The sequence below is a fragment of the Siccibacter colletis genome, from assembly GCF_000696575.1.
Lineage (GTDB): Bacteria > Pseudomonadota > Gammaproteobacteria > Enterobacterales > Enterobacteriaceae > Siccibacter > Siccibacter colletis.
Genome location: NZ_JMSQ01000007.1, coordinates 91,186 through 112,318, shown reverse-complemented (window position 1 = coordinate 112,318; position 21,133 = coordinate 91,186). Strand labels below are relative to the sequence as shown.

Annotated in this window: 23 protein-coding genes and 1 pseudogene; 17 read left to right on the top strand and 7 right to left on the bottom strand. The window is 52.7% G+C overall.

Annotated features, from left to right (window positions below):
- Positions 1-31: 31 nt before the first annotated feature.
- Entirely contained in the window at positions 32-1,600 is a 1,569-nt protein-coding gene (locus ET34_RS0109425) for a formylglycine-generating enzyme family protein (protein WP_031521483.1), read from the top strand.
- Between the two features lie 35 nt (positions 1,601-1,635).
- Entirely contained in the window at positions 1,636-2,139 is a 504-nt protein-coding gene (locus tag ET34_RS0109420; protein WP_031521481.1) for a hypothetical protein, read from the top strand.
- Between the two features lie 59 nt (positions 2,140-2,198).
- Here ET34_RS0109420 and ET34_RS21740 read toward each other — a convergent pair whose 3' ends face one another.
- The gene (locus tag ET34_RS21740; RefSeq protein WP_032747566.1) at positions 2,199-2,654 is read right to left on the bottom strand and encodes an IrmA family protein; all 456 of its coding nucleotides are present in this window, start codon (positions 2,652-2,654) and stop codon (positions 2,199-2,201) included.
- 552 nt (positions 2,655-3,206) lie between these two features.
- On the opposite strand from ET34_RS21740, the gene ET34_RS0109415 reads away from it, so the two are divergent.
- From ET34_RS0109415 to ET34_RS0109405, 3 genes and pseudogenes are all read left to right on the top strand, one after another.
- Positions 3,207-3,563 carry a hypothetical protein gene (locus tag ET34_RS0109415; RefSeq protein WP_031521479.1) on the top strand — a complete coding sequence of 119 codons (357 nt, stop codon included), beginning with the start codon at positions 3,207-3,209 and terminating at the stop codon, positions 3,561-3,563.
- Between the two features lie 149 nt (positions 3,564-3,712).
- Positions 3,713-4,735: an IS21 family transposase gene (istA, locus tag ET34_RS0109410; protein WP_031521477.1), complete on the top strand. Its 1,023-nt coding sequence runs from the start codon at positions 3,713-3,715 to the stop codon at positions 4,733-4,735.
- A pseudogene (locus ET34_RS0109405) lies at positions 4,732-4,929 on the top strand (ATP-binding protein); the annotation flags it as partial. The gene istA and the pseudogene ET34_RS0109405, both read left to right, overlap by 4 nt.
- Before the next feature lie 13 nt (positions 4,930-4,942).
- On the opposite strand, the gene ET34_RS0109400 reads toward ET34_RS0109405, so the two are convergent.
- The 5 genes from ET34_RS0109400 to ET34_RS0109385 all read right to left on the bottom strand — a co-directional run bounded on the left by ET34_RS0109400 (position 4,943) and on the right by ET34_RS0109385 (position 7,646).
- Positions 4,943-5,491 (bottom strand): YagK/YfjJ domain-containing protein, encoded by a 549-nt coding sequence (locus ET34_RS0109400; RefSeq protein ID WP_031521473.1) that lies wholly within the window; start codon positions 5,489-5,491, stop codon positions 4,943-4,945.
- A 78-nt stretch (positions 5,492-5,569) separates the two neighbouring features.
- Entirely contained in the window at positions 5,570-5,986 is a 417-nt protein-coding gene (locus tag ET34_RS0109395) for a putative zinc ribbon protein (RefSeq protein ID WP_031521471.1), read from the bottom strand.
- A complete protein-coding gene (locus ET34_RS21735) occupies positions 5,974-6,396 on the bottom strand; it encodes a putative zinc ribbon protein (protein WP_072002000.1) in 423 nt (140 codons plus the stop codon). Before ET34_RS21735 ends, ET34_RS0109395 begins: the two co-directional genes overlap by 13 nt.
- A 288-nt stretch (positions 6,397-6,684) precedes the next feature.
- Entirely contained in the window at positions 6,685-6,924 is a 240-nt protein-coding gene (locus ET34_RS0109390; protein ID WP_028016384.1) for a helix-turn-helix transcriptional regulator, read from the bottom strand.
- A 152-nt stretch (positions 6,925-7,076) separates the two neighbouring features.
- On the bottom strand, positions 7,077-7,646 hold the full coding sequence (locus tag ET34_RS0109385) for an inovirus Gp2 family protein (RefSeq protein WP_028016383.1): 570 nt from the start codon (positions 7,644-7,646) through the stop codon (positions 7,077-7,079).
- Between the two features lie 308 nt (positions 7,647-7,954).
- On the opposite strand from ET34_RS0109385, the gene ET34_RS22755 reads away from it, so the two are divergent.
- From ET34_RS22755 to ET34_RS20925, 6 genes are all read left to right on the top strand, one after another.
- Entirely contained in the window at positions 7,955-8,767 is an 813-nt protein-coding gene (locus tag ET34_RS22755) for a hypothetical protein (RefSeq protein WP_031521468.1), read from the top strand.
- Between the two features lie 1,606 nt (positions 8,768-10,373).
- A complete protein-coding gene (locus ET34_RS0109375; protein WP_031521466.1) occupies positions 10,374-11,342 on the top strand; it encodes a hypothetical protein in 969 nt (322 codons plus the stop codon).
- 142 nt (positions 11,343-11,484) lie between these two features.
- Positions 11,485-12,369, top strand: coding sequence for a GTPase family protein (locus ET34_RS0109370; RefSeq protein WP_021314685.1), 885 nt, complete (start codon positions 11,485-11,487; stop codon positions 12,367-12,369).
- Positions 12,370-12,817: 448 nt separating this feature from the next.
- Positions 12,818-13,546 carry a helix-turn-helix transcriptional regulator gene (locus tag ET34_RS0109365; protein ID WP_031521464.1) on the top strand — a complete coding sequence of 243 codons (729 nt, stop codon included), beginning with the start codon at positions 12,818-12,820 and terminating at the stop codon, positions 13,544-13,546.
- Positions 13,543-13,863: a hypothetical protein gene (locus tag ET34_RS20930; RefSeq protein ID WP_236633836.1), complete on the top strand. Its 321-nt coding sequence runs from the start codon at positions 13,543-13,545 to the stop codon at positions 13,861-13,863. Before ET34_RS0109365 ends, ET34_RS20930 begins: the two co-directional genes overlap by 4 nt.
- A 14-nt stretch (positions 13,864-13,877) precedes the next feature.
- Positions 13,878-14,111 (top strand): DUF4942 domain-containing protein, encoded by a 234-nt coding sequence (locus ET34_RS20925; RefSeq protein WP_330217966.1) that lies wholly within the window; start codon positions 13,878-13,880, stop codon positions 14,109-14,111.
- Positions 14,112-14,735: 624 nt separating this feature from the next.
- Here ET34_RS20925 and ET34_RS22945 read toward each other — a convergent pair.
- The gene (locus tag ET34_RS22945; protein ID WP_072001999.1) at positions 14,736-15,338 is read right to left on the bottom strand and encodes an ash family protein; all 603 of its coding nucleotides are present in this window, start codon (positions 15,336-15,338) and stop codon (positions 14,736-14,738) included.
- Between the two features lie 297 nt (positions 15,339-15,635).
- Between ET34_RS22945 and ET34_RS0109350 the strand changes: the two genes are divergently transcribed.
- From ET34_RS0109350 to ET34_RS0109325, 6 genes are all read left to right on the top strand, one after another.
- On the top strand, positions 15,636-15,905 hold the full coding sequence (locus tag ET34_RS0109350; RefSeq protein WP_031521460.1) for a type II toxin-antitoxin system TacA family antitoxin: 270 nt from the start codon (positions 15,636-15,638) through the stop codon (positions 15,903-15,905).
- A 3-nt stretch (positions 15,906-15,908) separates the two neighbouring features.
- Entirely contained in the window at positions 15,909-16,436 is a 528-nt protein-coding gene (locus ET34_RS0109345) for a GNAT family N-acetyltransferase (RefSeq protein WP_031521459.1), read from the top strand.
- A gap of 181 nt (positions 16,437-16,617) precedes the next feature.
- Positions 16,618-18,252: a phosphoethanolamine transferase EptA gene (gene eptA / locus ET34_RS0109340; protein ID WP_031521457.1), complete on the top strand. Its 1,635-nt coding sequence runs from the start codon at positions 16,618-16,620 to the stop codon at positions 18,250-18,252.
- Positions 18,253-18,924: a two-component system response regulator PmrA gene (gene pmrA / locus ET34_RS22510; RefSeq protein WP_031521455.1), complete on the top strand. Its 672-nt coding sequence runs from the start codon at positions 18,253-18,255 to the stop codon at positions 18,922-18,924. It abuts the gene before it with no gap.
- A 3-nt stretch (positions 18,925-18,927) separates the two neighbouring features.
- Positions 18,928-20,013, top strand: a complete 1,086-nt coding sequence (pmrB, locus tag ET34_RS0109330; RefSeq protein ID WP_031521454.1) for a two-component system sensor histidine kinase PmrB — start codon at positions 18,928-18,930, stop codon at positions 20,011-20,013.
- 74 nt (positions 20,014-20,087) lie between these two features.
- Complete coding sequence (locus ET34_RS0109325) at positions 20,088-21,056, top strand: nickel/cobalt transporter (protein ID WP_031521452.1); 969 nt, start codon at positions 20,088-20,090, stop codon at positions 21,054-21,056.
- Positions 21,057-21,133: the final 77 nt, after the last annotated feature.

The window sequence follows — 21,133 nt, the reverse complement described above, 5'->3', positions numbered from 1 at the left end:
CCCTAAGCATCTATTTTAGCGGAGATCGTTCATGGCCTTTACTCCTTCCACATTATCGCGCTGCCTGGCGCTAGCCCTGCTGGTGAAGATCTCCCCCGCGCTGGCAGAACCGTGGGCAGAGAAAACCTATAATCCGAAGCCAGATAGCGATGACGTGATTTTGCCTATGCCCTGCGAAGGTTCGATGGTATTTCGTCGGGTAGAAATTCCAGTAGCCGGTCCTCTGGATGATATTCCCATCACCTTAGGGGAAGATGGCGGTGAATGGAGCTTTGTGGAACACAGTTATCCCACGTTTATCGCCGGTAGCTTTACTGAAACGCCCCAAAATAAAGGCCGTTATTATTTAATGGCGAAATATGAGCTGACGGCATTGCAATATCAGGCATTAACTTCCGATACTTGCCCGACACCATCGCGTAAACTTAGCCTCCCTCAAACCAGCATCAGTTGGTTTGAGGCCGTTAATTTCTCCGATAAATATAACCAGTGGTTACGCGCAAACGCGCTCGACAAGCTGCCGAAAGAAGATAACAAGCCAGGTTTTTTACGACTGCCCACCGAAGTAGAGTGGGAGTTTGCCGCGCGCGGCGGTCTGAAAGTGGATACCGCACAGTTTCGTGATTCCTGTTATCCGATGGACGACATCAAAAATTATGAGTGGTATTCCGGTTCGCAGTCCTCAAACGGGAAACTTCAGCTCATCGGTCTGTTAAATCCTAACCCGCTCGGCCTGTACGATATGTTAGGCAACGTCTCTGAGATGATGTTTACCCCCTTCTACCTCAATAAAATTAATCGATTGCATGGCCAGGCTGGCGGTTTTGTGGTGCGTGGCGGCAGCGTGATGTCCAGTGAGTCGGATATCCGCAGCGCTAGCCGTAAAGAAATTAACTATTACGATAATGCCCAGCCTTTTACCAGTAAAACAATGGGCCTGCGGTTGGTGCTGGTTTCCCAGGCAATTACCTCAACGGACCGGGTCAAACTTCTTGAGAAAAACTGGTCGACTCTCGGTGATGATAAAACGGGCGCAGAGAGCAGCAAATCCGGGTCCAATGATACGGCGAAAGCGTTAGGTAGCCTGGCTTCTGGCGTTGAAGACGGCGAGCTGAAGAAAAAGCTGAAAGATCTGGAAAACCAACTTCGTGCCAGCAACCAGCAGCAGCAAGAAGAAAGAGCACAGTCTATCCGCGCCAGCCTGAATCTGGGCTCTTTTCTCTGTACCAAATTACAGGACGATGGTCGTTTCCTTGACTTCCTCAATCACAATTATGAGCTGCTGTGCAAAGATAAAGACAGCAGCGATGCCAACTGTGCCATCCGCAAAAATAAGCTGGCGGAACAAACCGATCGTCTACAGCAGCTAACGAGCTACTACGCCAGCAGTCTGGTGGATTCCGGCACCCTGTATGGGCAAGCAGGGCTAAAAGGCGAAGTGAACGTGTTCAATCAGATGCTGATGCTGAATAAACGTCTTTCCGGTCTTAAGCCGTTCCTCGCTGCTCATTGGCAGAATCAGCAAAAATACCTAGCGAACGGCAAAATTGATACAGCTGGCTGGCTGGATACCTGCAAACAAGTAAAGAACGGCCACTAATCTTAAACATGTCAGTTTATAAAGGAGTAAGGAACGTGAAATTAACTCTACGAATTGCGGCGTTGACCATTGTCTGTATGTCACTCAGCCAGACAGCTTTAGCTGCGTCTTACAGTGCGGAGGATCAGGAACAATTAACGCTGGAATGCCTGCTCACCAATAATAAATACGCCAGCGCCTTTATTCCGCAGGATAGCGCGCGATATGCCCTGGGAACCCAGTCTGCTCCGACTGCTGAGCTGAATCTTGTCACTAATCAACCGGGGGTTAACGCCTACTATAATTCTCAGATGATCGCCGGTGGCTCGCTTTACTGGATACGTGTCGTCAAAGGCCCCTATGAATATATTGTTTACGATAAAGAGCAGCACGGCGATATGTCAGGTGTGGTTGTCACAAAAAAAGGGAAAAGAATCTTCCACAAAGATTGCAAGGAACCTATCAAGGTGGGTACACAAAACGATGGCAGCATCTTTAGCCGATTTGCGCAAGAAGATACAGAAGGCGATCGTATTATCGATTTAATCAACAAAGCATAAACGCTTATTTCGTCGTAATGGGGATGTATATCTATCATCCCCATAGAAGGCAGCTAAAGCTATCCGCTTTTTTGTACGCTCATTTTTAATGGTTGATAATATTGCGGATCAAACATCGACAGTGGCAGAGCATGGACTGAACCATCCGAAGACGTTTCCTCAACGTCGGTAATCACGATGTTGGCTGTATTTTCAACCGCATCACAGCTGAATTCAGTTGCCGAAAGGGTTGAACGAGTTGCACTGCTATCGCCAAACGGCTGAACATCAAGAGTTCCTTTTTCCAGAACGGCTCCCGATTTATCAGTTAATTGTAAGCTGACTGTCAGGTTATTGAATGTCCCATCACCGCCGTTATCCAGCCGGAATACCAAAGAACACACGCCCTGCACCCAACTGCTATCCGTATTACGAATACTAATATACCGATGGTCATTCTCCGTACTCACTGCGGGGCCAACCATGCCGCCACAAAGTACGGCCAGCAATAAGCTGCATAATGTTTTCTTAATCATAATCTTCTACGCCCTCATTCCTCACGCCGCCTCACAAAATTCTGTTCTCTTCCCCGATACGTATGTCGGTTTTAGCCTATTTCAGTGCCAACTCAATCTGTTCTATTGCTTTCTAAGCATATTGTAATGAGCTATATGGTTAAAAAATAGTAATACACTAAACAAACTAGCACTTCAATTTAAAAGCGTTACTCACGAAAAAATTAGAGCGATAATTAGTTCGTTAAAAATAATAACATTACAAAATTAGTAATGTCTATTCTTTCTTGTTGCTTGTAGAAAAAACAGCCTAATCAATAGACCCTATGCAAAATTCATTGAGATGGATCATTTGAGTATATGAACGGTTTTGCTAACGTCATTAATCGTTATTATGTAAAACGTTGTTTTGTTTTCCTACGTATACCTAATGCGGAATATAAGGAAATAGCATTCTATAAAGATATTGGTGAAGAATAATTAATGAGTAGTTATTGCATGGATGTTTTTAAAAAGTTAATGAATGATTCCATGAATAACATAATATCAATTAACAAATAGGTGTAAAAAGTAATGGCTACTAAAATTCGCATGGAGAATCCACGTACTGGCGAGACAGTAACAGGATTTTATGGTTTTTCCTGGACTACATTGTTTTTCGGAGCGTTTCCAGCTCTTTTCAGAAAGGACTTCATAACCTTCATTGGTACTTTTATCGTGCTGATTATCCTTGCTTTTCTCACCATGGGTATTGGCTCGATGATTGGCATGATTATTTGGGCATTCATGTATAATAAGTACTATACAACTAATCTTATTAAGAAGGGTTTTGCTTTTGCAGGAACCAACACAGAGAATGAGCTTGCATCAGGTAAGCTTAATCTCCACTTAAATGCTGATAACTGCCTCACATACAGAATTGGTAATTAAGTATCCAATTGAGCCACCAATGAGTGGCTCAAGTATTCATTATTCTTCAGGTACGAACTCAGTTGTTACCAACGGTGCAAAACTGATCCACCCCAGCGGTTGAAAATTGATCCAGGGGTTAATCTGCTCCTCTGAATACAGGGGAGCTTATGATCACTTTTGAGATTCGTATGGAAATTAAAGTCCTGCACAAGCGGGGAATGAGTATCCGGGCCATCGCCAGAGAACTGGGTATTTCGCGCAATACTGTCCGCAGCCACCTGAATGCCAATCCTGAAAAGCCGCAGTATTCACCACGCCCGGCATCATCATCACTGCTCGATGAATACCGCGATTATATCTGTAAGCGGATCAGCGACGCGCATCCCTACAAAATCCCGGCTACCGTTATTGCCAGGGAAATCATGGAGCTGGGCTATCGTGGAGGTCTGACTATCCTGAGGGAGTTCATCCGTTCGCAGACACTCCCCGTACAGGCAGAGCCGGTTGTTCGCTTCGAAACCGAGCCCGGACGGCAGATGCAGGTTGACTGGGGGACCATGCGAAACGGTAAGTCTCCCCTGCATGTGTTCGTTGCTGTTCTGGGGTACAGCAGAATGCTTTACATCGAGTTCACCGACAACATGCGCTACGACACGCTGGAATCCTGTCACCGCAATGCGTTCAGCTTCTTCGGCGGCGTACCGCGGGAAGTTCTGTACGACAAGATGAAAACGGTAGTGCTCCAGCGAGATGCTTACCAGGCCGGACAGCACCGGTTCCATCCTTCCCTGTGGCAGTTCGGCAAAGAGATGGGCTTCTCTCCGCGGCTGTGTCGCCCCTTCAGGGCACAGACTAAAGGTAAGGTGGAGCGAATGGTGCAGTACACCCGCAACAGCTTCTACATCCCGTTAATGACGCGTCTTCGCCCGATGGGGATCACCGTCGATGTTGAGACCGCAAACCGTTACGGTCTGCGCTGGCTGTACGATGTGGCTAATCAGCGGAAGCATGAAACTATCCAGACCCGCCCCTGTGATCGCTGGGTGGAGGAACAGCAATCCATGCTGGCACTGCCACCGGAGAAAAAACAGTATGACGTGCAGGTTGACGAAAGCCTGGTGACCTTCGACAGGCAGCCGTTGCATCATCCGCTGTCCATCTATGACACGTTCTGCAGAGGAGCCGCATGATGGTCGAACTACAACATCAACGGCTGATGGTGCTTGCTGAACAGCTCCAGCTGGACAGCCTTATCGGCGCGGCGCCGGCACTGTCGCAACAGGCAGTGGTTCAGGAATGGAGCTACATGGACTTCCTGGAGCACCTGCTACATGAGGAGAAACTGGCCCGGCATCAGCGTAAACAGGCGATGTACACGCGGATGGTAACCAGTACGCTCACGGGCAAATAACACCCGTTCTGGCCGTAATCACGGGAGGTACCATGTTATCCATTCCGGCCTTCAACCGGCCAAACGGCACGGTAAAAGCGTTCTTATCTGAACGACTGATGATGAAAGATGACATGCTGGTAACGTTATTATCAGTGTGTATCACCGCACACCATGCCTCTCTGAGTATCCTGCTCATGTCCTGCTGTACGACCCCATCGCGCAAGGCCCCCAGCGTATCAAGATTAATCAGCAGCAGTATTTTGCGCTCTGGTGCACTGGCAGACTCCCACATCCATCGCAGGATCGTTGGCGGTGAACTCTGCCGCGCCTGCTGACGCTGGCGCGAATATTCGCCGGTGCGCTGCCAGACTTCAGTATGAAAACGCAGAATCAATGACCGGTATTCGCTCATGGTTTCTCGATACGGCAATTTCAGCGTAAAGCTGAATGCCGCCAGTCGCGGGTAATGGTCAACAGCCTGTTGCAGAAATGCACGCGTACTGACGGCATCCGCGCTGACAGCATCAGAAGCCCGTGTGTAAGAATGATTCACAATGCAGACTCTCTTTGGGTTAAATCAGGGAAGACCCCGCCAGTGCGGCGGTATCTGGTTCATAAAGGCGAGGGAGGACTATCCGGTACTGCAGCAGTAGTTTCTCTGCCAGTTCACTTCTTCGATGCTGTAGATACCGGTCTGGCATCGGTAACAGTGCTTCACGCCCTGATAATGGTCGCCGCACCACACACAGTACCAGGACAGCGTCATCACCGTAGCATCCAGTCCGTTGAGCATATTGCGCAGCTTCCTGTGCCGGGCCCCGGCTTTCACTTCCGGGTCGAGATGGGCACAGTTCATCAGCACATCCCGGGCCACGGTCCGCGTATCGTGTTCAAACCACGCAGGGTCGCTGAAGGTGCCAGCATGCAGCACCAGACGACAGCCACAGGAAGCACAGCTCCATACCTGCCCCGGTGCGCTCATGGCTTCACCGGCCGTCACAAAGTGACCTTCACGGTCATTTGCCAGGTAACATTTCAGTACGCGCATGCCGTTACCTCTGCAGTCCGGATTTCAGCATCAGAGAGCGTCCTGCTGAACTCACCGGTTCGGCAGGTCAGGCAATAGCGCTCACCGTGATAATTACTGTCGCAACCACTGCAGTGCCAGACGGCGCGGTAAACCAGCGGACGGGCATCCGGTACATACCATTGCAGCTGCCGGATATGGCGGGTCCCTTTCGCTTCCAGGTTGACATACGGACAATGCTGTCGCCCGTTATCTGTCAGCATGTCGGACCGGTGTTCAAAGAACGGTCGCTCAGTGTTGTATTCAGGATGGTATCGCAGCGCACTGCCGCACAGGTGGCAGGTGTAGCGGTCATACGGATACCGTTGTGCTGTTCTGGCTCCGGTGAGACGACCATTACCGTCAAGGGCGATGAAAGATTTGGCGTACATCGTGGTACTCCTTACCGCCAGACGACACGCAGGCGTAAGCCGTCCCGGTATGGGCTGCATGGCTGCGTGAATGGCGGGTCAGTTATGCGTTAGCGGAAGATGATTCTTGGTATTCAGTCTCTGCAGCCCACCGGGATTACGGTTGTGCAGATGCTACAGAGGTGCGAAAACAAACGGGGCAGGGTCTGGCACCACAATACTGCCTCCGGCAACGGGGACACTTCCAGCGCGCCGGGATGTTCTGTGGTTTAGTACGGCGTTGTTTTTCCATCAATAAACCTCGTCTGCTCAGGCGCCACGGGAATCTGCGATACGCTGCTGCATCCAGGTTTCCACCTCGCTTCTGCGCCAGCGCGAACTGCGGCCCAGCTTAATGGGTTTGGGAAACAGACCGTCGCCAATCAGTTTATAAAACCACTTGTCCGTCATACCGGTGTACGTGGTGATAAAAGTCATGTCGATAAGCGGGTCCTGAGCTGAAAGCAGTGTGTCAGGACTGGCATTAATGTTCGAATTCGTCGTGGTCATGGTATTTTTCTCCCTCTGAGGATATGGCTGTCGGGAGACGTCCGGTAGTGGTTGAATCATGGGGTTACCGGTTCGCCTCAGAGGATAGGGAAACGTTGTAAAAAATTACCCGGCCCGTACGTTCAGGACTGGTGAATCGATATATGCCTGGCTCAACCGCGGCTGCAACCGAAGTTACGTTCACCATCGCCGGTGACTTTGGTTTCGCGTTTGGCAAGATAAGCGGCCTGCGCCAGCGCCTGTTGAAGCTCTGTGGTATTACCGCGCGTCAGCCAGGACACCGGGCTCTTCGGGAAGCGGGCCAGAACGGCATGCGCCTGTGCATCCACCTTCAGAGCACTGCACCACGCCTGTTTAATCATACCTGCGAGCGAATCCGGGTCCTGGTAATCCCCCGGTCCGCACCACGTATCGCGGTTCAGCAACAGCACCGCGTGGTAATGCTTCTTCCCTTTGATTTCACCAAACTCCCGCGCCCAGACAAAACGCAGCGTGGTCGGCCAGACGCGTTTGCCCTCGCGACGTTGACGCGCCTGAAGGGCTGTAATTCGGGCTTTCAGGGAATCGGTGAAACGGGAGATAACGGCTGTATCGCTTGCCGCTGGCGTATCCGGCAGACGGAGGTCAACACGCAGGGCCAGTAAGCGGGTGTAAGCGTTAAGCGCACAACTGAAGGTATCGGCGATGCGTTGCTGCCAGAAAGGGTCGTATGTGTAACTCATTAAAATGGACTCCGGTGGGTTATCGTTCATAACCATTACCAGCGCCGTAAAAAATAACTTTTTGCCTTCAGCGGGTCCCTAAGCAGGTCCCCAGAGATGGCTGGATTCGATAAAATATCGGGGGTGGCAGGGAGATATATGCAACGGGTAGCAGCACAGTGACTGAAGCCATGAGGTCAATACGAATTAACAACGATTCTGGCGCAGGGTGACCCGAATACTGCGAAAAAACAGTCTTCCCGTTACCGACATCTCCAGGGCTACAGTGAACAATGGACATGGAAAGAAGATAACCAGAGGAAATAACGATGATTGTTGACGTTGAGGAAACCCCGGCGATCGCGCTGGCACTGTTGAAAGAAATACTTCACGACTGGCAAAAGACCGTTCCACCATCCTGGCCCTCAACCTGGCCTGTATTTAACCGGCTGGTTGAACGTCATGACGAGATGGTGGTGGTATACAGGGAGATAGCGTCCAGCAGTCTCTCCAGACAACAGCTCTGGGTGCTGCTTGAGCAGATTATCCATGCCGGTAGCTTTGGAACCGATGAGCGCTTTGCACAACTACGGGCTGATCATCAGGAGCTTACGGCCCTGAATGACAGTATCAGCGCCATGAGCCAGAAACTGGCTGAAATGCTGGAGCGACGTACAGAGCTTAGTGGGAACGGTCACTTTCATTGCGAGCGTATGCGTAAACTCACCGAATTTATCGATGATGCCGGAGAGAAGAACGATCATTATCAGCTTCACCTTAAACCAGAACTGCAGCGGCTTAATAGTTTCGATCTTAAGTACTGGCCTGACATTGCCGGGATTATTCGTTCGCTGGGTATGGAGGAGGTTGAGGTTACATTTGCTGATGAAGCGACGGAGGCGATAATTAATGCACGCCGCCCTTCGCTGACGGATTTCTTCAGAGCGTTATTCGATAACATCGGTATGCAAAAAACAGGGGATTACTACGCCTTACCACGAACGTTTAAACTCTCAGATGCAGCGCTGGCGACAATTTGTAATATCACCCGTAGTTTGCCACCCGATGAACTCGTTGACGCCGCTTATGTCAAGCGTACCCGTCATCGTCTGAAAACACAGGATTTTAGCGCGATATGGTGAAGCCACCAGCCCATGTGATAGTCATTGCCAGATTTACTTAAGCGTTTGATGTTTTGTATTGACCAGGTTTAAAAAGGGTCTGTGGTTACCCTGAAAAGCGAATATGACTCCGGCGGGATGTATATACCCGGGGTAAGAGCCCCTGTACCAGCCCCCGCTGCCATCATGATATTACTACCTCGTTCAATAAACCCGATAAATAATCGTTATCGGGACTACTGTTAAAACGCTCTGTAACGCATCACGCTCAACGTATTCATACCATCCACAGGTTTCCATTAGCGTTATCTTTTATGCGATTACAGGGGCTTACAGAAAGCTTCAGTAACATTCAGGTTTATAACATCAAACCGTTTATCAGATAACTTACGATAATGCGTTAATTGTTTCTCAGACACTGAAAGATTTGGCCATAACAATACGCGATGTTACCTGCATTATCCGGCCTGCGGTACATGCCCGAACTATTACTCCCGACAAAATCTACATACCCGGATTTATGGTTCGTTGATGTAATCAATACCCTTGCACATACTTAGCGTATTAACACGATCCTTTCAGCTTCCATTGGTTATCACATTACCTGTTATAGTCAACCCTCGTAATAACACGTTAAACAGACAGGCTAACACCAGTAGCACCCACCGTGTATTTACACTTCGCACAACGCTGCCATACGCTCAGTCCATCCTCCGGCAATATTATCGACCGCACTACCCTCCCTGAAGATTTACACACCAAAGATAATATCACTAAGTTTAATATCTAACGTATTTACTCATTTACGCAGTCTTATCTCAAAGTAATGGCCTCGTCTTGTCTCTTTATAAAGGGAAATGACTGAGAGAAAGCACTGTCTGACGAGTAGCCTCACCTGCCGGTTGATATCATCGGCAACTACCTTTTCAACTGTAATATTGCCTTTCAAGTGATACTCTCTTCCAGGCTGTCATTCATCCCTCTGAGTAATGTTCTTGTACTAACTGTTGTTTAACCATAAAGATAGCCCTTTCTTTATTATATTAATACCAATCCAACACATCGGGCCTGACTGCAATACCAGAGCAGGTTACGTCAGGCCTGGTCTATACGCGATAAAAGCCATGCACGTTCACTCTGGAATTATCTTTACCAACAACCAAAAAAAAACACTTTGTCGCCTCAAATAACCTCAACCACTATAACGCCCAAATTTCCACAACTCACAGAAGCCATCTCCCTGATTCTGAGCAATGAAATGAAAATATACTAGGGTAAACCTGCCTGCTGCCAGAAATTCCCTCTGAAGCGAACCCGGTATCATGACGGGGTGAAGACGAGAGCATGCAGAAGAACAAACGGAGGAATAAGATAAAGTTAAAGAGTAGTGGGTAAGCGAACAAGAATCCCTAAAAACAGAGCACAGAAAGAAATAAATCATTAAAAACAGCAACATTAAAACCATGGTGAAACCGTGATCAAACCAACATAAAACCACAATCTTACTTCACGATGACTACCAGATATGTTTTTTAGTGACGATAAAACCATTGTCATGCTACTTTACCCCCACAATAATCACTACACAAACCACTACTATGTAGTTTGTTTTATGGAGCCTTTTATAATGGCAATAAATTACATTAATGGCAGACAAATACCCGTTAAAAATCGTGACATACGAATCTGCAATTTTTATCTTGCCTGGTTAGAAATAAACAAAAACATCAGAGCAGAAGGGGTTAACCGTCAGGAAGCAGGCAGCTGCCATCAGGCAGTTAATCATCTCCTCAATAAGTACTATCCTGATAAAGAACAGCAAGACAGACTCCTGGCAGATATGCATACCGCCTGCGACGAGAATATCTTACCTGCAGAAAAATTTGACTGGATTGAAAACGACGAGCGGGCCGCATTCTGGATGTGGGGTTATCTCTGTGAAGCGAGTGACTATCAGCTTGGTATTCCCCGATCAGGAGATGCCCCTTTCGGTCAGAACTGGTATCAGTTCCTTCAACTCAATAAATCCCCGGCAAGCCACCGGGAAAGAATGCAACTTCTCTTCAATTTCTTTGACTGGATAATTATTCCTGCCCCACCAGTTAATCACCTTAAGAGCCAGGTAATGGACAGGCTCAAAGACCAGTGGAAAAATATTTACAGCAAACCTGCTCCGCTGAAATGGTTACCTGATGAGGAAGAGGCGGTACTGTGGGCATGGAACAGTCTTAAATCGCTACAGGAAGAAAGAAACGCCCCCACCGGCGGGCTTTCATTTACGCTTTCTTCGCCGGGGCTGAGCACCTGGTTTACCCCTCTGAGCCATGCTGAACGAAATTTAGCGCTACGTGCCGCACTTGATTTATGGGATGACGCACCGGATACCAAACGGCTATTCCTGCTTAATCTGAATAAAGCCTGGAATCAGCAGAAGCTACGTCAGTCCCGCACAGATAAAAAAGCACTCAATACGTACCTTAAGAACGAAACTAAAATGCGACTCGACTTTATGGCTGAACGCAGCGGAGTTCGCATCAGCGATATGCTGGAAACTCTGATTAATGACCATTACCGAAAAACCTGTGGTGGTGAGTGAGGACTTTGAGCTAAAAACAAGGTGAGCGGAGGCAGTAATACAGCCCATACATGACATTCAAAAAAATTTCAGACCTATATTACCTGTGTGAGAAGGGCAGCAGAAATGCTGCCATTTTGTTATTTCACTCACGGAGGTTAATGTGTCAGATAAAACTGAACAGGGTCTTGATGGCCTGAAGCAACAGCTGTCTCTCCTGCCCGAAACACTCTCCCGTACGATACTAAATCGCATCCGCCAGCACATCCATTACGAGCCGGTCGTTGGCATTATGGGTAAAACAGGGAGTGGGAAAAGTTCTCTATGTAATGCGCTCTTTCAGCAGCCCCTAAGCCCGGTCAGCGATGTGCAGGGCTGTACCCGTGAACCGCTTCGCTTCACGCTCGATATTGGCGGGCGTCGCATGACGCTGGTCGATTTACCCGGTGCCGGTGAATCTCTGGACTATGACCGTGAATACCGGCAGCTATATAAAGATCAGTTACCGACGCTGGATCTTATCCTCTGGGTGATGAAAGCGGATGACCGGGCCTGTGCGACCGACGAAGCGTTTCACCGGTTCCTGCTCAATTGTGGCGTCTCACCGGGCAGCATTGTCTTCGTCATTAACCAGGCCGACAAGGCGGAACCCTCGCTGGAATGGGACAGGGAAGCGTGTCTGCCCTCCACTGGCCAGTTGCTGACGCTGACCACCCGAAGCGCAGCCATCTCACGGCAGTTCTCCTGTCCTTATCCGGTTCATGCGGTGTCAGCCAAAACAGGCTACAACCTGGCCCGTCTGGTCGAAACCATGATATTTGCCCTGCCCCCGGAGGCCAGCAGCGGCGTTTTTCGTCAGGTCAGGGAAGAGCACCGGACTACGGAGGCAGAGAGTACCGCCCGACAGGATTTCGGCGATCTGCTGGGTGAGTTATTCAGCCGGATAGTGGACGCCATTCCGCTGCCAAAGGCGGTCCGTGAAGCGCTGGGAACGATCCGCGACGGCATTGTGAATGCCGCTTCTGCGCTGTGGCACTTACTTTTTTGAGGTGGTGGAAATGATACTCAGGACACTGACATGGTCCCTGTTACGCATGCTGCTGCGCTATATCCGAAGACGGGTGGTTAACAGGATCCTGGATTACTGCCGGCGCGCAGGCTGGCCGGAGAAAGAGATCCACAGCGTCCGTTGGGCTCTCATCGTTCTGTTTCGCCTCTTACTGCGTTTACTGAGGGCGAGATTAATAAAACGCAATACTACAGCCACCTTCAGCCCTGACAACGCCTCCTGCTGACCGGCTTTATGACAGGGTATGACCGCGTAACGCTCACCAGCTAAGCGATGTGAAATTATCATCGTAAATTCAGACAGTTATCGTGGGAAAAATATTGCATCTTTTCTGCCGCGCTGTCTTATCGCTGGTCATATCCTGTCCACACCGTCCTGCATAATAACCGCATGAGTTATCTCGGTATTTTTCATTCACGGAGGGCATATGCGCGCCACGGACCCTGCGCCCCGACACGACAGGCTGGCACTCAGGCTGTCAGTTATTATTAGCCGGCTTTTTGCTGGTGAATCCCTTTCACTAAAAGCGCTGTCCGGTGAATTTGGCGTATCTGAACGCACCCTGCGCCGGGATTTTTCTCAGCGTCTGCTGCATCTGGATCTGACTGGCGATAACGGCTGCTGGCGGTTACGAACAAACCCGATGCGCGACCATACTCCTGGTGCGCTGGCGTTTGCCCGCAACACCGGAATAGCCCGTCTCATTCCCTCACAGAGCCGCCATCTGATGCAGCTGTTGATGGATGAAAACGGCACATCTCCATGCCTGATAGGCCATGCACAGCAGCCCGCGGGGATCCTCCCGGACTGCTTTCAGCGACTTGCTGAAGGCATTTACCACCACCGTCTGGTCAGCCTGTTGGTTAAGGGGATTCGTCACGACCACCTTGAGCCCTATCGGCTAATTTTCTCACATGCAGACTGGTATCTGGTGGCCAGCCAGTATGGTGCGATACGGGTATTCAGGGTTGAGGAGGTAACGTCGGTCTCCTTGTCTGAACGCTCTTTTCACCGGCGCAGTGAAACCAGCGCACTCATTGTAGACGCGGATTTCATCAATGCCCTTCCGCATTTTCACTTTATCAGCAACGTCATTCATACCTTCCGGGAGCTTTCTCCCGAACCTCACACCAGACCAAAAGGAGTTAAAACATGAAACACGGTACAGCCCTGCTGCTGAGCGCAGGAATGATGCTGGCATCGCTGTCAGCCGTAAATGCCGCTACGCCCGATGCCCTTATACAGGCATACCACCAGCGTTGCGGAAAGCCCGTCTTCTATGCGCAGACCGTTAACCACAAAAAGGAAGTCGAGATTTGCATCATCACCCCGTCGGTATCGTACTCATTCGGCAGGACCGGCGCAGAACATAAGGAAATGGACCTCACCGTACCGGCAAACACCACCACGTACGCTTACAATATGACCGTTGGGGATTTCACTTCCGTCATGGGCGTAGACGTGAGCAGTTAGCAGATTTAGATCGTATGCTGAATCTGCTGGATGGTAAACCTGTTCCGGAGAATCGCAACGATCTTTCCGTCAGGCTCGATGCTCATATCTCCAAACAGCACGCTTCCGTTTACGAAGACGAGTATGTTGAGATACGTTACTTCCAGAAAGGCACTGGGCACATCATCTTTAAACGCTCTGATTTGATTGATAAGATGAACGAAATAGTTGCCCGCTATTTTCCTGCAACCCTACCACCTCGTACCTGAACCCAAATTCGAGTCACCAGAATCAATGCAAACGGACCGAGGGTACAAATGAGGGCACAAAAATCACCAAATTAAAAATAAACCTTGCATATCAATTAAATAGCAACAAGACTCGATTCCGAGTCCGGCACCACTATTTAAAGAACCCAGCCTATGGCTGGGTTTTTGCTTTCTGTCGTCAGGACTCTCCATCGAACGTCGTTCGATGATTCGCTTCTGCGAAGCTCACCCCTTCGGGGCCAGCGCGACAAGCGCGCTGTTCAAACGCCTGCGGCGTTAGTCCGAGTCCGGCACCACTATTTAAAGAACCCAGCCTATGGCTGGGTTTTTGCTTTCTGTCGTCAGGACTCTCCATCGAACGTCGTTCGATGATTCGCTTCTGCGAAGCTCACCCCTTCGGGGCCAGCGCGACAAGCGCGCTGTTCAAACGCCTGCGGCGTTAGTCCGAGTCCGGGCACCACTATTTAAAGAACCCAGCCTATGGCTGGGTTTTTGCTTTCTGTCGTCAGGACTCTCCATCGAACGTCGTTCGATGATTCGCTTCTGCGCTGCACGTAGGGTGGGTAAGCGCAGCGCACCCACCTTCACAAACGCAGCAGTGGCGGGTGCGCAGGCTTACCCGCCCTACGATAATGCCTCATCCTCAATACACCTCACGCCATCCGCGGTGCGAACCCAGCGCGGGGCTTTCATTTCTGCGGTGAAATAGTTGATCAGATCGTACAGCAACCCGCTCAGCTGTCGCTCCGTCTCCGGGGATAACCCCTGCCCTGCCAGCAGATGCGTTAGCGTAAGGCAGTAGCGGCAGAGCTGGGTGCAGTCCGGATCGAAACGCGGTGTTCGCACGGGCAGTGAATTCACCGTCAGGCTGTCAACCAGATGCGCTGGCACCGGGTCGAGTAATGTCGGTTCCAGCACCGACAGGCATGCATTGAGCCTGCCGCAGAGCGCCATTTTTAATGCCGGATCGTCGCTCTCTATCAGGGTTTCGACAAACTGCTCGCAGTGGTCAGCAAGGAGCGTGAAATCCGTGGTCGCGCTGAAAGGAACGGTGAGTAACGGGTGAGTCAGGGTGAGGGTCGTAGCCATAGCGGCAGCCTCCTGTAACGGGATGATAAACCCACCACCAGAGGTTCCAATCTCCTGGGTGGTGGACTGAGCGAGGTTGGAACTACCGGCGTTACAGGGAACCGGCGCACCTTGCGGTGCCCTCGCCCAGCCCACCATTGAGGTGTAGCCGTGCGCACGACACAAAGTGAACCTGTGTCGCCTGTAACAATACTCCGGGGTTCCAATCCCGGCACCTGAATTTTGTGGGTGCGAGCGCACAATACCGCTAACCATTACCGGCGGCAAGCGACGTCGCGCTCGAAAGCGAGGCAAAATGATAATCAGGAAACCGCCTCGCAAAACTCTGCAAAAACCCTACCGGCCTTCTGGTTTTTGCGATTGAATAGCGACCGCAGCGGGCGTACTATTTGTACGGAATAAAACCGTACAAAATCGGCACCGGAGAGCCTTGATATGCCCGCTCAAAAAAACCAGCGAATCGACCTGAGGCTCAGTCTGGAGGATAAGAATATGATTGAGGAAGCCGCCGCGATGACGAACCAGACAATGAGCCAGTTTATGCTGAACAGCGCCTCGGAACGGGCGGCGGAAATTATCGAGCAGCATCGGCGTATCGTGCTTAATGACGCCTCGTGGGACCAGGTGATGGATGCCATCAGCACTCCTCCGGTGCCCGTTGCAAAACTGAAACGCGCCGCCAGACGCCTGAAGGATCTGGAGTAAGCGATGCCCGGCCTGAAAATTGAGATTCTGGCGGAGGGCTGCTGCTACGACACCACCGCATTTGACTGCGGTGATGCGACGTTAAACACGTTTCTGACCGAACATCTGCAACGGCAGCACAGCCGCCGGGTCTTGCGAGCTTATATTCTGCGAACAACCGATGAGGCTGCCAGAGTGCGTGGGTTTTACACCCTGTCCGGCAGCTATTTCGAGAAAGTGCAGCTGCCCTCCAGAACGCAGCAAAAGAAAATGCCGTACCGCAACGTGCCCGCCGTTACGCTCGGCCGTCTGGCAATAGATCAAAAGCTGCAGGGCGAAGGCTGGGGATCCACACTGGTCAGCCATGCGATGAAGGTCGTTTACCAGGCGTCGCTGACGGTGGGTATCCACGGCATGTTTGTTGATGCGCTGAATGAAAAAGCCCGCCGTTTTTATCTGAGCCTCGGGTTTATTCCCCTTACTGGCGATAATCACCAGGCGCTGTTTTATCCGGTAACCGCAATGGAAGCGCTGTTTGCCGAGCATAATTAACCTGCGCCTTCAAACAAAAGCGCGGTTTACCTGCCAGGAATTTCATCACGCCTGTATCCAGCAGCTGATTTTCTCTTTTGGCTCTGACAAACCACCATCGATACCCGTACCTTAACGTCTTAAGCTTCCCTTAATTAACTTCTGAAACCATAGCGGCATCATTATTCCGGATGCCGTTGCTATGTTGACCATCAAAAGACCCCGCCTCAGCCACCTGGGCGTGATTCTGGCCTGTGCTGCGTATATTGCGCTGCTGTTGAATATCCCGTTTTACCGCCAGGTGCTGGCGCTGGTGCCGCTCAACAGCCTGCATAACGGGCTGATCGTCGCCTCAATGCCGGTGGCGCTGTTCAGCATTATCAGCGTGCTGCTGCTGCTCGCGTCGTTTGTCTGGCTGGAGCGGCCGCTGGCGGTGCTGTTTATTCTGCTCGCCGCTGCGGCGCAGTACTTTATCCTCACCTACGGGGTGATTATCGACCGCTCGATGATCGTTAATATCGTGGATACCACCCCGGCGGAGAGCTTTGCGCTGATGTCGCCGCGCATGGTTATCACGCTGCTGCTGTCTGGCGTGGCGATGGCCTTGCTGGTCTGCTGGGTGAAATATAAACCGGCGGCCTCGCTGGCGAAGGCTGTGGTGCCGCGGCTGGCGGCGCTGGTGGTCACCTCGCTGGCTATCCTGCTGATCGCGTTCTTCTTTTATAAGGATTACGCCTCGCTGTTTCGTAACGATAAACAGCTGGTGAAGGCGATCAATCCGTCGAACAGCATCGTGGCGGTGTGGTCCTGGTATCGCCATCATCAAATGGACAACCTGCCGCTGGTGCGGTTGGGTGAAGATGCGCACCTGAGCCCGCAGGCTCAGGCTGGCGAGAAGAAGAACCTCACCATTCTCATCGTGGGCGAAACGTCGCGCGCGGATAACTTCTCGCTCGGTGGCTACGGGCGCCTCACCAATCCGCGTCTGGCGCAGGACGCGGTGATCTACTTCCCGCACACCACCTCCTGCGGCACGGCGACGGCGATCTCGGTGCCGTGCATGTTCTCCGGGATGCCGCGCAAAGCGTACAACGAGCAGCTCGCCAGCCATCGGGAGGGGCTGCTGGACATCCTGCAGCGCGCCGGGCTGAGCGTGCTGTGGAATGAAAACGACGGCGGCTGCAAAGGGGTATGTAACCGGGTGCCGCACCAGAACGTGACCCAGCTGAACCTGCCGGGTCAGTGCATTGATGGCGAATGCTACGACGAGATGCTGTTTCACGGGCTGGACGACTACATTCGCAACCTGAAGCAGAACGGCGTGATTGTGATCCACACCATCGGCAGCCACGGCCCAACCTATTACAATCGTTACCCGCCGCAGTTCCGCACCTTTACGCCGACCTGCGACACCAACGAGATCCAGACCTGCACCCGGCAACAGTTGATCAATACTTACGATAACAGCGTGCTGTACGTCGATTACGTGGTGGATAAGGCCATTGCGCTGCTGAAAGCGCATCAGGACCGCTTTACCACCAGCCTGGTTTATCTTTCAGATCACGGGGAATCGCTGGGCGAAGACGGTGTCTATCTGCATGGTCTGCCTTACCACATCGCGCCGGAAGCGCAGAAGCACGTGCCGATGCTGATCTGGCTGTCGCAGGATTACCAGACCCGATACGCCATTGATGAAGCCTGTATGCAGACGCGCGCTGCCCGCGACGCGTACTCCCAGGATAACTTATTCTCTACCATGCTGGCGCTGACCGGCGTGCAGACCCGGGAATACCATGCGGCGGACGATGTGCTGGCACCCTGCCGGAGAGCGAGCTAAATGAAGATCCTGATTGTTGAAGACGATACCTTGCTGCTGCAGGGGCTGATGCTGGCAATGCAGACCGAAGGTTACACCTGCGATGGTGTCACCAGCGCGCGCGAAGCCCAGGCCAGCCTGGAGAGCGGGATTTACAGCCTGGTGATCCTCGATCTCGGGCTGCCCGATGAGGACGGCCTGCACCTGCTGCGCCGTCTGCGCCAGCGCAAGCACAGCCAGCCGGTGCTGATCCTCACCGCGCGCGACACGCTGCACGACCGCGTCGCCGGGCTGGATGCCGGGGCGGACGACTACCTGATGAAGCCTTTCGCGCTGGAGGAGCTGCACGCCCGCATCCGGGCGCTGCTGCGTCGGCATCATAATCAGAGTGACAACGCGCTGACGGTGGGCGATTTGCGGCTGAATATCTCCAGCCGTCAGATCTGGCTCGGCGAGGCGCTGCTGGAACTGACGCCCAAAGAGTACGCCCTGCTGTCGCGCCTGATGCTGAAGGCGGGCAATCCGGTGCACCGCGAGATCCTGTTCAACGACATCTATAACTGGGATAACGAGCCGTCGACCAACACGCTGGAGGTGCATATCCACAACCTGCGCGAGAAGATCGGCAAGTCGCGCATCCGCACCCATCGCGGGTTCGGCTATATGCTGGTGCCCTCCCCGGAGATGCGCTGAGCCATGTTTACACGTCTGCTACCCCGTTCCATGACGCTGCGCCAGAAGTTAATGCTCACTATCGGTGGCATCCTGCTGGTGTGCCAGTTCATCAGCGCCTTCTGGCTGTGGCACGAAAGCAAAGAGCAGATCCAGCTGCTGGTGCAGGGCGCGCTGCACAACCGCAATAACCATCGCCATATCGAACATGAGATCCGCGAGGCGGTGGCCAGCCTGCTGGTGCCAAGCCTGGTGATGATCACCCTGACGCTGTGCATCTGTTTCCAGGCGGTAAAGTGGATCACCCGCCCGCTGCTGGATTTGCAGCGCGAGCTGGAAACGCGCACTGCGGACAACCTGACGCCGGTGACCCTGACCAGCAACGTTACCGAGGTGGATGCGGTGGCCGACGCCATCAACCAGCTGGTCACCCGGCTTAACACCACACTGGAAAGTGAGCGCTTATTTACGGCTGACGTGGCGCACGAGCTGCGCACGCCGCTGGCGGGCATACGCCTGCATCTGGAGCTGTTGTCGAAGGCGCAGGGCATTGATGTTGCGCCGCTGCTGACGCGTATCGATCAGATGGCCCAGAGCGTGTCGCAGCTATTGCAGATGGCGCGGGTCAGCCAGTCATTTTCGGCGGGTATCTATCAGCACGTGTCGCTGCGCGAGGACGTGATCCTGCCGCTGCACGATGAGCTGACCACCATGCTCAGCACGCGCCGGCAAACCCTGACGCTGCCGACGTCAGGCATAGCGGATACCGTGCCGGGCGATGCCACGCTGCTGCGCGTTCTGCTGCGCAACCTGGTGGAGAATGCTCACCGCTACAGCCCGGAGCAGGCGGTGATTGCGCTGGCTATCCTCCCGCATGACGGTGCCGTCGAGCTTATCGTCGATGACCAGGGGCCGGGCATTGACGAGGCGAAGCGCGGCGAGCTGAGCAAAGCCTTTGTGCGCATGGACAGCCGCTACGGCGGTATTGGCCTCGGGCTAAGCATCGTGACGCGCATTACCCAGCTGCATCACGGCCAGTTTATTTTGCAGAATCGTGAAGGCGCGACGGGCTGTCGCGCCGCGGTCCGCCTGCCCCTGGCCACAACGTAAAGATCCGCCCCACGCTGTTGCTTGCCGGGGCTGAACATCTATACTCCAGCCACCAGCCCCGATCCGGTGATCCCATGACAACACGTACCCGCCCCGCTCCCCTTACCTTTGCCGCCCCGCTGATGATAGCCGTGCTGGCCATCGTCGGCGCGTTTACGCTGCATGCGCACTGGGGCGCGTTTTTACAGTGGTGCCTGTCATTGCAGATCGCCCTGCATCGCTATCTGGTGCTCTACCTGCTCCAGCTAAATAACCATCAGTACACCGGCGGGCTGTGGCTGCTCACCGGGGCGTTTATCTACGGCGTGCTGCACGCCATTGGCCCCGGCCACGGCAAATTTATCGCCACCACTTACCTCTCCACCAACCGCGAAACCCTGAAAGCGACGCGGCTGATCCCCTTCTTCGGCAGCCTGATGCAGGGCGTGAGCGCCATCCTGTTCGTATTTATTCTCGCCGTGGGGTTCAACCTGGCGGCAGGCGATCTCAGCCAGAGCCGCTGGTACGTAGAGAAGATCAGCGCCGTGCTGATCGGCGGTTTCGGGCTGTGGCTGGTGCTGCGCGCGGTGAAAGAGAGCCTGCCCGCCCTGCGACCCGCGCCGCGCTTTACCGCCTTTCGCCCGCATCAGCATGATGCCAGCTGCGGCTGTGGGCATCACGGCGTGGGTCACGCTCAGGCTCAGGCGGGCGACTGGAAAACGCGGCTCGGGATTATTCTCGCCATCGGCGCGCGCCCGTGCAGCGGGGCAATCATGATCCTGCTGTTCTCCAACGCGCTGGGGATTGTCACCTGGGGGATTGCCGCAGTGATGACCATGTCGCTGGGCACCGGACTGTCGATCATGGGCATGTCGCTGGCGGTGCGCTATGCGCGTCAGGCGGCCCTGCGCTATGCCGATAACCGGCCACCGCGCCAGCTACAGTGGCTGCTGCTCGCCCTCCGCGTAGCGGGCGGTCTGGCGCTGATGCTGTTTGCCCTCATCCTGTTCCTGACGGTCATTCCCGTCAGCGCCAACGGCGACTATATCGCGGCGGGATGCTAAGACCTTCCGCCCCGGCCATTGATTTCCTTCGCTAATCCTTGCCATGAAAAAGTTAATGCGTACAATTCTCATTCTCT

Coding starts and splice junctions, on each gene's coding strand:
- ET34_RS0109425 (WP_031521483.1), top strand. CDS start 32: ATGGCCTTTACTCCTTCCACATTATCGCGCTGCCTGGCGCTAGCCCTG.
- ET34_RS21740 (WP_032747566.1), bottom strand. CDS start 2,654: ATGATTAAGAAAACATTATGCAGCTTATTGCTGGCCGTACTTTGTGGC.
- ET34_RS0109415 (WP_031521479.1), top strand. CDS start 3,207: ATGGCTACTAAAATTCGCATGGAGAATCCACGTACTGGCGAGACAGTA.
- istA (WP_031521477.1), top strand. CDS start 3,713: ATGATCACTTTTGAGATTCGTATGGAAATTAAAGTCCTGCACAAGCGG.
- ET34_RS0109395 (WP_031521471.1), bottom strand. CDS start 5,986: ATGCGCGTACTGAAATGTTACCTGGCAAATGACCGTGAAGGTCACTTT.
- ET34_RS21735 (WP_072002000.1), bottom strand. CDS start 6,396: ATGTACGCCAAATCTTTCATCGCCCTTGACGGTAATGGTCGTCTCACC.
- ET34_RS0109390 (WP_028016384.1), bottom strand. CDS start 6,924: ATGACCACGACGAATTCGAACATTAATGCCAGTCCTGACACACTGCTT.
- ET34_RS0109385 (WP_028016383.1), bottom strand. CDS start 7,646: ATGAGTTACACATACGACCCTTTCTGGCAGCAACGCATCGCCGATACC.
- ET34_RS22755 (WP_031521468.1), top strand. CDS start 7,955: ATGATTGTTGACGTTGAGGAAACCCCGGCGATCGCGCTGGCACTGTTG.
- ET34_RS0109375 (WP_031521466.1), top strand. CDS start 10,374: ATGGCAATAAATTACATTAATGGCAGACAAATACCCGTTAAAAATCGT.
- ET34_RS0109365 (WP_031521464.1), top strand. CDS start 12,818: ATGCGCGCCACGGACCCTGCGCCCCGACACGACAGGCTGGCACTCAGG.
- ET34_RS20930 (WP_236633836.1), top strand. CDS start 13,543: ATGAAACACGGTACAGCCCTGCTGCTGAGCGCAGGAATGATGCTGGCA.
- ET34_RS20925 (WP_330217966.1), top strand. CDS start 13,878: ATGCTGAATCTGCTGGATGGTAAACCTGTTCCGGAGAATCGCAACGAT.
- ET34_RS22945 (WP_072001999.1), bottom strand. CDS start 15,338: ATGGTGGGCTGGGCGAGGGCACCGCAAGGTGCGCCGGTTCCCTGTAAC.
- ET34_RS0109350 (WP_031521460.1), top strand. CDS start 15,636: ATGCCCGCTCAAAAAAACCAGCGAATCGACCTGAGGCTCAGTCTGGAG.
- ET34_RS0109345 (WP_031521459.1), top strand. CDS start 15,909: ATGCCCGGCCTGAAAATTGAGATTCTGGCGGAGGGCTGCTGCTACGAC.
- eptA (WP_031521457.1), top strand. CDS start 16,618: ATGTTGACCATCAAAAGACCCCGCCTCAGCCACCTGGGCGTGATTCTG.
- pmrA (WP_031521455.1), top strand. CDS start 18,253: ATGAAGATCCTGATTGTTGAAGACGATACCTTGCTGCTGCAGGGGCTG.
- pmrB (WP_031521454.1), top strand. CDS start 18,928: ATGTTTACACGTCTGCTACCCCGTTCCATGACGCTGCGCCAGAAGTTA.
- ET34_RS0109325 (WP_031521452.1), top strand. CDS start 20,088: ATGACAACACGTACCCGCCCCGCTCCCCTTACCTTTGCCGCCCCGCTG.